The 10,102-nt window shown below is 38.6% G+C and carries 9 protein-coding genes and 1 pseudogene; 7 read left to right on the forward strand and 3 right to left on the reverse strand.

Going from position 1 to position 10,102, the window contains the following annotated elements; genetic code table 11:
• Nucleotides 1-135: 135 nt before the first annotated feature.
• Nucleotides 136-936 (forward strand): aminoglycoside phosphotransferase family protein, encoded by an 801-nt coding sequence (locus tag AC1DPK_RS26250; protein ID WP_477512133.1) that lies wholly within the window; start codon nucleotides 136-138, stop codon nucleotides 934-936.
• Between the two features lie 75 nt (nucleotides 937-1,011).
• Here AC1DPK_RS26250 and AC1DPK_RS26255 read toward each other — a convergent pair whose 3' ends face one another.
• Nucleotides 1,012-2,472, reverse strand: a complete 1,461-nt coding sequence (locus AC1DPK_RS26255) for an MFS transporter (protein WP_477512134.1) — start codon at nucleotides 2,470-2,472, stop codon at nucleotides 1,012-1,014.
• 1,247 nt (nucleotides 2,473-3,719) lie between these two features.
• Nucleotides 3,720-4,369 (reverse strand): annotated as a pseudogene (locus AC1DPK_RS26260) (transcriptional regulator).
• A gap of 438 nt (nucleotides 4,370-4,807) precedes the next feature.
• On the opposite strand from AC1DPK_RS26260, the gene AC1DPK_RS26265 reads away from it, so the two are divergent.
• Together AC1DPK_RS26265 and AC1DPK_RS26270 are read left to right on the forward strand one after the other, a co-directional pair.
• Nucleotides 4,808-5,758 carry an SDR family NAD(P)-dependent oxidoreductase gene (locus tag AC1DPK_RS26265; RefSeq protein ID WP_477512135.1) on the forward strand — a complete coding sequence of 317 codons (951 nt, stop codon included), beginning with the start codon at nucleotides 4,808-4,810 and terminating at the stop codon, nucleotides 5,756-5,758.
• A gap of 321 nt (nucleotides 5,759-6,079) precedes the next feature.
• Nucleotides 6,080-6,508, forward strand: a complete 429-nt coding sequence (locus tag AC1DPK_RS26270) for a hypothetical protein (RefSeq protein ID WP_477512136.1) — start codon at nucleotides 6,080-6,082, stop codon at nucleotides 6,506-6,508.
• Between the two features lie 472 nt (nucleotides 6,509-6,980).
• Here the strand turns inward: AC1DPK_RS26270 and AC1DPK_RS26275 are convergent, their stop codons facing one another.
• Nucleotides 6,981-7,451 (reverse strand): hypothetical protein, encoded by a 471-nt coding sequence (locus tag AC1DPK_RS26275; RefSeq protein ID WP_477512137.1) that lies wholly within the window; start codon nucleotides 7,449-7,451, stop codon nucleotides 6,981-6,983.
• A gap of 68 nt (nucleotides 7,452-7,519) precedes the next feature.
• On the opposite strand from AC1DPK_RS26275, the gene AC1DPK_RS26280 reads away from it, so the two are divergent.
• The 4 genes from AC1DPK_RS26280 to AC1DPK_RS26295 form a co-directional block, all read left to right on the forward strand.
• Nucleotides 7,520-7,903 (forward strand): hypothetical protein, encoded by a 384-nt coding sequence (locus tag AC1DPK_RS26280; protein ID WP_441880888.1) that lies wholly within the window; start codon nucleotides 7,520-7,522, stop codon nucleotides 7,901-7,903.
• A gap of 239 nt (nucleotides 7,904-8,142) precedes the next feature.
• The gene (locus AC1DPK_RS26285; protein WP_441880889.1) at nucleotides 8,143-8,802 is read left to right on the forward strand and encodes a DUF4304 domain-containing protein; all 660 of its coding nucleotides are present in this window, start codon (nucleotides 8,143-8,145) and stop codon (nucleotides 8,800-8,802) included.
• A gap of 100 nt (nucleotides 8,803-8,902) precedes the next feature.
• Nucleotides 8,903-9,268 (forward strand): hypothetical protein, encoded by a 366-nt coding sequence (locus tag AC1DPK_RS26290; protein WP_441880890.1) that lies wholly within the window; start codon nucleotides 8,903-8,905, stop codon nucleotides 9,266-9,268.
• Nucleotides 9,269-9,842: 574 nt separating this feature from the next.
• A partial coding sequence (locus AC1DPK_RS26295; RefSeq protein WP_477512138.1) for a hypothetical protein occupies nucleotides 9,843-10,102 on the forward strand: 260 nt, incomplete at its 3' end.

Genomic DNA, 10,102 nt, shown 5'->3' on the forward strand with positions numbered 1-10,102 from the left:
CAAGCTCCACCAATCGCTCAAATCAAAACGGCAGAAATGCCGTTTTTTTGTTTTATTTTCTATAGCGAGCTCTTATGAAGTTCGCAAATTTCCATAATATGCTATGATTATTGGTAGAAAAGTATAGATGATACCATGAATGAAGCAGCCATTTGGAAAGGAAAGATGACATCAATGAAGTATGGGGAATTAATCGGAGAAGGCAATACCGCATCGGTTTATGAATGGGAAGAAGGGACAGTGCTTAAGCTTTTCGTTCACGGTTATCCAAAAAGTGATGTAGAAAGAGAGTTTAGAAACGCACAAGCCATTAATGATATGAACTTCGCAAAACCAAAGGCATATGAAATGATTAGTTATGAAGAGCGTATGGGTATTATTTATGACAAAGTGGAGGGCGAATCACTGCTCGATTGGGTTTTGAAAACAGGTGATCTCCATGGATGCGCGGAGCATATGTCCAAGCTTCATAAGTCGATTATACAAAATAGAGTCAGCACTAGCGATGTGCCGGATTACAAATCATTTTTAAAATACAATATAATAAATGCGTCATCGGCTAATGCAATGGAACAAGAAGGCGTATTGCACAAGTGGAGTGAATTGAAGGATGGAGACACACTTTGTCATGGTGATTTTCATCCAGGCAATATATTAATATCCAATGGTCAGACAAAAGTTATCGATTTCATGAATGTGTGTCACGGACATATTTTATATGATGTTGCAAGAACTGTATTTTTGGTGGAGTATACACCCGTGCCTGAAGGTACAGAGGATATAGAGGTGGTCAGGGGATTAAAGAGAACATTGGCAGATTTGTATCTTAACCAAATGGATGTTACCCGTGAAATGATACAAGATTATTTATCGGTAATCATTGCGGCTAGAGTTGGAGAATGTCCTGACGAACCCCGCTGGAGAGAACAGCAGTAAATGGTGACTGAAGTGGAGAAAGAAAAAGACAGCCTCCAGTTGAATGGAATGCTGTCTTTTTTTTGCAGCTATGCACTAGTGATTGAAGGCTTGCTCTTTTTGCTTGTTCAAGGCGATGAAAACAGTAAATAACAGAAGGATGATTCCAGTAAAGATGAACCCTTCGATAATGTTGAAAGGAAGCCATCCCAGAACGGATGAGCCTGCAACTACACCAAGAGAGAAGAAGGCATAGAAATATCCATAAGCTTTCCCGCGAAGCTCTGCTGGCGTAGCTCTAATCAGCATCGTATTGATGGATGGGAACAAGAAAGCAAAGCCGATACCATATAGGCCTAAAACAAAATAAAGTCCTAATGTCGTTGATGATTGGCTAATAAGCAGCTGACTTAATCCCATTAACCCCATGCCTAATGCCATCGTTCGTGATGGGGAAACGCGATCGAATATACGGTTTGTAGGAAGTACAAACATGAGAACGGCAATGATCCCGAAAGTGCTCATTAGCGTACCGCTTAATTTCGAATCATATCCAAGCGTTTGAACATGCAGCGGCAACAAATAAGCGATTACGCCTTGAGAGAACATTAAGAAAAAGGCACCGCCATAAGCTTTTACAACACCTGCATTAAAGAATGAGCCTGCTGCTTGTTCGATCGTGTTTTCTTTTTCTTTCTTTAATGGTTTGTACTTGCTTAAAAAAATAGCAGACAAAATGGCGAGTGCAAACCCTAATACAGCTACACAAGTAAAAACGAAGGGAACGGAAGTTTTGCTTGCCATAATTCCGCTGAAAGCAGGTCCAATAATGGCGGCTAATCCAACAAATGTACCCGTGAAGGCAACTTTTTTCCCTTGCTCATTATTTATCGTAGTATTTGCAGAGAAAGTAAACGCAGCTGGAACAATTAATCCGGCCACAAAACCATGAATGATTCGTACGATTATTAATACGACTGGAGAGTCAACGAATTGATATAGCAGCAGTGCGCTGCTTGTCAGAAGCAAACCGATCATTAGTATTTTGAACGGCCCTACCTTATCCGTCATAATACCAGACAATATGTTGCCAAACGTATTCGTTAACGAATAAAGCCCAACAACAATGCCTACAATAAACGAGCTTGCACCAACGGAAGCGGCAAAAGTACTCATAACCGGCAGCTGTGCAAATAAATCAATAAAAGAGAAAAACACGATACTGTACACTAATATGGCATAGTTAAATGGCTTTACGCTATATTTAGCTTGTGCTTTCTTCAGCTTCCAATCGAGCAAAAAGTTGCCTAATGGCACAAAAGCCGCAATTACTGCTGCTGCAGGCCAAAGCAAACTCCACTTCACTCGAATAGCTGCGTAAAGTATCGCTACAGCATATAAACTGAAAATCCCCCCGTGAATACTTCCCATAAGCGTCACGGCTTGCTCTATTCCCCATATATATTTCAAGGGCATAGCGATACATAGTAATAAAAGTAATGAAATGCCATCTAGAAAACCTGTGATTCGTAAAATGTGAATTGGATGTCCTCGCACTTTTCATGCTCCTAATATAGATTGAATTGATCTCTCTATTCTAACATTTAATTAGGCGATAAAAATAGAACGAGGCAGATGGAAAGTGAAGGTTCAGCAACAAATATGAGATGAACGATTTATTTTTGGAAGATGTCGTCAAAAATGGTGAATTCAAAATCTCATTATTTGTTTCAATTAAAGCTTGACCTTGAAGTGTACTTCAACATTTATGCTCTAGCTAATCAATTACGGCTATCCATAATTGAAGTCTGAGATAAAGTTGGAGGTTATGTATGATGCGAGTATTAGAGGTAGTTGTTATTTTGGTCATTATTGCAGTCACGACGGGAATCCTAATTGGCAAAAGAGAACGGCGGCTGAATGCAGTGTTATGTATGTCCTTAGTGTTGATTGTATTATTGCATGGAATAATCGATCATTTTCGCATACAGATGGTTCCAGCCTATGCCGCTGTTTTAACGCTAATCATTGTATTGGTCCTTAGATTGTCTAAGCCGCACAGCATAGTCCGCACTAAGCTTTTGTTAAAAAACAGTTTGCTAACTGTTGTCGTAATTAGATGCCACTCCTTCGGTAGGAGTGGTTTTCTTTTTTATACCGAATATTTTGTGCGGAAAACCTCGATTTTTTTTGACTCGAGGGGTAGTGTCTATCATTGCTAATGGACATGAGATCCGCTAATTTTGAATTTTAGTGGGTTTTGACATTTTAACGGACATGAGATCCGCTATTTGTGCTGAAACACTCAAAAAGACTCGATTTATAGCAAATAGCGGAACCTATGTCCGTTAAAATCAAAAAAAGAGCTAAATCCCATAAATAGCGGAACCTATGTCCGTAACACCCGCCACCCAAGCTGCTTTTTCTGTCACATTAAGAATTCAAACACCCCACGCAACTTTGAGGCACACAAACCCACACCCAAGCAACAATGAGAATAACCGAAACACCCCCACGCCGATGTTACATTGAGTATTACCGACTTAAACCCGCGCCAAGTTACATCTAGTAATACCAGAATAAACCCACACTGATGTTGCATTGGATAATACCGGAACAAACCCATGCCAAAGCAACATTGAGTATTACCGAAACAAAAACACGCCTACGTCACATTGAGTATTACCGACATAATCTCACACTCAAGCAACAATGAGTATTTTCGTAACACGTACAAACCCACGGAACTTTGACTATCACCGTCAGATTACCCACTCTCATGCTACTAAGACGGATGTATACCGTTACAATCGAATTTTAAAAGTACGGCAACGTTGGTGGCCACTGGATACCTCTAACAGTTGGAGTTCAACGAGTTTGTACAAAATACGCCTTGCATGTCGATCACTTACTCTGAGATGCTCAGCGAGTTCTAAAGGAGTTATTGGTCGGAGCAAACGTCGTGCTAGTCGTAAGGTTTCCGCTTCAGAGCTCATTAACTGTGAAGGCACATCTGAAGAAATGAATTTACCGATAAAAGCAAGAACGAGCTGCTGGCATTGTTGCGGTTCGTCCGTAATAGAAGGGTAAGCAACAGGCAGCAGCATCCAACCGTCAAGAGCTAACAAACAATGCCTTCTACACAAATCATTAATCGTCTTACATCAAGATCTCGAGCGTGGGACGCATATCCTTGAATCTCAATTCCACCTTTTGCGCCACCTGGCATATAGGCAAGATCCAGATATCGATAGCCATTATTGAAATCGCGAACTTCCCATTCAGGCAGCAGATAATCAAAATGTCCGACAGCAGGGAACCATACTGATCGTAGAAATTCAACTGTTCCGTGGCCAAGTCCCTTATTGAGCAATTCAAGTCTTCTATGATTACTCTCTGAATCAATATTGGCTTGTAACCATTCCTTATATTTGTGATCAAATTGAGATGCCATAACTTACACTTCCCCTCTGCAAAATAAAAACGCCGCTGTCATACAAACACTCCCAAACAGGAATGGTTGTATGACAGCGGCGTGTTCTTCACGACCTATGTTGTCAGTATATCGTCAGCTGACTATTTCATCAATAGCCGTTATTTCTAATATTCATAAGTGTCTCATAGTTTTTGTAAGATGCACTATTAATTGAACAAATACGATATATTATTGATATACAGCTTGAGTAACACACCCAAACAATTGACATCTAATCAATTTTTTTCAAGAACCCAACTGATAACGCAGCTTATAAAATCGAAACAATTCCTTCACACCATATTATCATCAAAATAGAGAAGACATAACTGAGTAAAAGCACTAAAAGCACTTGTTCAAGCACTTAAGAACCAAATCTTGAAGGGTAACCGTAAAATATCCAATAGGAGGTTCGGCATGAAAGTTAAGATTGTTATTATAACAGGAGCAAACTCGGGGATCGGAAAAGCGGCAACGCTGAAGTTTGCAACCGAAGGATATCATGTTATCATGGCTTGCCGCAATTTGCAGATTAGTAGACCTGTGCAACAAGAAATCATACTAGCAGCAAACAATGTTAATGTAGATTTGATGGAGCTGGATATTTCATCGTTTGATTCTATTCGTTTATTCTGCGCTGCATTCAAAGCTAAATACTCACGGTTGGACATTTTAATACATAACGCAGCTTACTTAAATCATGGAGAAAAGCAATATAAGCTTAGTCCTGAACATATTGAATTGTCTTTTGCTACAAACACATTTGGTCCCTTCTTAATGACTAAGTTGCTGACAGACCATCTTCAAAAATCGCAGGACCCGAGAATTCTTAATGCCTGTACGACCAATATTAAAAATTTCTTCGATCCCAAAAGAAAAATCGATTTCGATAATTTACGCGGTGAACTGCAAAACAAGCAGCGTCACAGTGTATATAAGATGTACGGAGACTCCAAAATGGCGTTATTGATATTAACCTTCAAATTAGCTGAACAATTGAAAAGCAAGGGAATTAAAATCAATGCGCTTCAAATCAACCGAGTAAAATTATCAAAAGAAACGATAAGCAAACTTAGCCCATTTTGGAAAGTGCTTGCTACGGCTCAAAATTTAACGAATCCGCCACCAGCCGGCATGGCAGACAATTATTTTTATATTTGTACTTCAGATGAATTCCGCGATGTAACAGGTCAGCTAATTAACCACAAGCGAGAGATAGTTGCACCATCCACAAGCGAAAAAGGTGTAGAGCAATTGAAAAACATATTTGGTTCGGGAAGCTATCCTAAATACGCTATTGACACTGAAAATTCGTCGAAGCTATGGGTTTTAAGCACGGAGCTGACTAGTAATTTTTATGAGTCGTAAGCACAACAGGAGTAGCAGAAGTTAGAAGGAAATAAAGTTCTAGACTGAAAAATAAAGTGTTAGACTGACGATGCGACGATGCTTCATTAAGCTAACGAGCAGGATACTTTAATCACTGCTCTAATACTTTAGTGGTGAGATTCAAGCCTTTCATTGTACTTTCGGATAGTTACATTTAATGTTAGTTGAGGTGGTGGTTGATAATTGAAGAAAAAACTATGGATACCAATGGTACTTCTTATAGTGGCATTTATTGTATAGATATTAATGTATACATACCCAAAGCACTATAAATTTACGATTCAAGGGGTATTGTATCAATTGGGTGAAGAAAATAGTGATTTTGTGAAGCCAGATACCATATTTGTAAATGGTAAAATGAAAAAGAACATAAAAGGAGTAAGAACATTCACAGGAATAATCGATATTAAAGGTGAAAATATACCTGTTCCAGAAGAGCATCGACAATTAAAGATAACACTGAGCGAATATGGTGAAGCAGTTCTATTTTATACCTATAATGAAAAGGGACAACCTAAACATTTTGCTTACGGTAATATTTTTGTTAACGACGATTTTAGTAAACTTACAATTTTAAAATTTACAAAAGATGCTAGGAACCCTGATCAATCAGGTTTTGATGGTCGTAGCGGGTATATCATATCAGCACCTGCACAAAAAAGGGATGATGCATTGGAGATCACAAATGAACTGATACATGGTGCTCTGAAAGGAGACATACTAAAATGAAGGGATGCCTACTTAACTAACGGTTAACTTTAGCTTAATCATATCTGGAGGTTATGTATTTATGGAACGACTTTGGCCATTTGAAGATCCTGAAAATGTAGCTGTTATTACAACCCAAAAAATAATGAATAGACATAGCCCTATTCTATAAGTATCCCATGACAGCGATGATGGAATGTGGCAGTTTCTCGATGGTGAAGAAGTGATTGAATTAGACGCTCGTATTCTAGGGTTAAAAGAATGAATAGACATTGACCCGAGTTTGGTCCAACTTGCTGATCTGCCAATTGGATGGACAGCATGGAGGGAAACTAAATTCAATCGATGGATTAGAGGAAAAAGATAAGAACTTGTTATTCAACTAACGTAGAACGTTAGTTCAACAAAATAGCCGCTAGCCCGAACTTAATTTCAGGTTTGGGCTAGCGGCTAATGCAGCTTAATGATTCAATCGAGAGGCAGTTGGCAGTTGTTAATTCATCAGATTCTCTATCCGATCTGCACGGACCCAGCACATTTCCTTGATATCTATGGTCGCTTTGAAGTCGTCAATCAAGGTAAAACGATCTTGAAGACTGACCAACGACTCAATACGGAACATATCTCGCAGTCTATCAAGTCCACCCGAATCGATGTTGAATAACGCAAAAGCATCCACGTCAAGACTCATTATAAGTTTCTTTACTTTGTCTTCCTTACTATGTTCCATATAGAATTCCCCAAGTATTTTAACCCTAAAAGCGTCTGAATCAGGGTTCACATAGAGTAATTCAATAGCTTCTTCTTCAGGAAACCGTTCTTGTACATAATTCTGTAATTCAATTTCATCTTCCTCATACGAATAATCGAATGCAGATACAACTCTGCTTTGATGAAGGATGGTGAAACCCCAGCCGTGATCTTCGAAATTATAAAAGTATAATACAGGTACGCCAGCAATCATTTTTATAATATCCTCAGGATAGGTGTCACTAACGTCTGTACACCAAAAATTTATGGGGGTTATTTCTCATGTGGTGGAGAGGTATAATTTTGATTTGGGCAATAGGGGTAACCTGCTTTACAGTAATGGATTGTGCTGAAGCTTACAGCGAGGAGTCACCAACTAACTATAATGCCGACATTCAACGTAAGAGTTTGGAAGAGGTGCTTATTTTCGAACTTAGTCCTAAGATTATGAGCGTACTTAGAAAGGAGTATGGTAATAACATTCTCATCGGCGGCGCTCATATCATACCAATCAGGAAATCGGATTCTTATCCTCAACAAGAGTTCATACTTGAAGGGGAAGTTACGACACACGATTCTACCTCGGATATAGTTCAAATTACTTTCAAAGCTAGTACAGACGGATACAAAGCGAGTAATTTCCGTGTTATCCGTACGCAAAAATAACAATCTTCCATTGAGCTAACGGGAAACGATAGTTGAATAACGTATTGATGAGCAGCTGCTGCGGTGGCCTGCTCATTAATGGGCAGGATAGCATGGTGTCCGCCAGTTATATTTGTTCAATTAATTACAATCATATATCAATCACATTCAAGGCTAAGTTGATGATAAAATAGCTTTAAATACAGAGATTGATGCTGCTGACACGAATAAGTGTCTGGCAAGGGGGGGGGGCATTACCAATGACTGATTTAAAAAAGTTCAAGCAATTATTAAAAGATACATTTGAACAAGAACTAAAAAAGCATGGATTCAATGGTACAGGCGGTAAGTATAGAACAAAACCAAATAATCATTTCATCTATACTGTCAATATTCAAGCTGATAAAAATGGCGGGTGTTGTTGTGTTGAACTTGGAGTATACATAGACTTCATCCCAAACCCTTTGGGTGCTCATGTCCCATTTAATAAAGTTTCATCCTATGATTGTGATTTTCGGTGGCGACTTTCAGACCTTGAAGATGAAGACTTATGGTGGAGTTATGGTGAAACGGAAATCGAAGCCCTTGAAAACATCGGACATATGACAGAAACTTTTGTAGAATACGGTTTACAATACTTTGGGAGTTTCATTAATTTCCCTGAATGTCTCACCAGTATTAGCGCAGAGGACATAGAACAAAGGAATAAGAATGTAAAACGGTTAGGTGACGTGCTAACAGATACTAGACTAGCATTAGTTATTTCTAGAGTGCATTTGCAGGTGAACAACAATGAGCAAGCTATTTCTTTTGCAACTTGGGCAATTAATCGGATTGGAGATAAAATAGTTGGTAGTGCTTTGATTCCTGAGTTTAACGAGATAATTAACAAAGCAACTGCTGTAAAGAGGTTGCAATGAAGGTGATAGATAATTGAACTAACGGGACACGATAGTTCAATGACAACAGGCTGAATCGTTAAATTACCATCGCATCTTATTCAATGATTGGGGTATCTAGATGTATAAAAGCATTCATTGGCATGCGTTTTTCAAAGTGAATACAGAGGAAAAGGCTCGAAAATTACTCTCAAGATTCGAAGAGGTTTGTGAGACGAATGCTGTCCTTTTATCCTGTGAACGTTATTGGAAGGATTCGGCTTTATATGATGTTGGTTTTAGCACATCCTTAAATAAGGACGATATTTCTCATGCCGTTTTCTCAACCCTAGTAAGTGCTCACAAATTGGCTTATGAATGGCAGGTTACTGGTCCTTCCAATTCAGAATCGGGAATTTGGGAATTTAGTGGACTAACCACTAAAACAAAAGTTACAGGTATCGAATGGATTCAGTTTAGGATAGTAAGCGAACCATTATTCAATTAACGGGACACTATAGTGTAACAATCACCAGGACAAGACTGCCGGAAATGAACGGTAGCCTCGTTGAGCTAACGGTCAGGTTAGTTTAGCACACCGTAATTTATAAAAAGTTTCAATTAAGGAGGTGTGTTGAATTATCAGAAGGAGATGGAGATATTACGGAGCAACTTATCTTATTGGTTACATAATTTCAATTTATGGAACGGGCATTCCTCAATGGTACTACTTAATTCCAGTAAAAATAGTGGCCTGTTGTTTTATGCTGATTGGTGGAAGTTCTATATATTACATGGCGGAAGAAAAACTTCATTTATTATTGGCTTTCTATAGGTCATTAAAGTATATCGCAATATCATTTGCAATCTTATTCGTCTTTGCTTTGATACAGCATATTTTTGATATTAACTTATCTGCAATAGTAGGAATTTAATAGTTTAACTCGCYGAACTAACGGGAAACGATAGTTGAAGACTAAAAGGGCTGCCACGTGGCAGCCCTTCGTAGTTACGCTAACGGGCAGAATAGTTCCAATAAGTGGTATTCTAAGATAAGGGATTTGAACAGGGGGGCAATGTTTATGGAAATAAAACATCCAGTTAAGAGTCCATCAAGGATTGGAACCATTATAGGAATGATTGCTATTATATCGAGTCAATCTATTCTTGTATTGAGGTTATGGGATCAGAGGGGTATATTCTACGCTTCGTTAACGGTGATTCTTCTATGTTTAGTTGTACTGTTACTCGCATTGTACAGAACATTTTTTAAGAAACCAACCGTGTTATGCCTATCCAATGAGCAAATCATATTAAATGGGAATATAATTAATTCAAGGGA

This window comes from Paenibacillus sp. 01T424 (assembly GCF_056398745.1).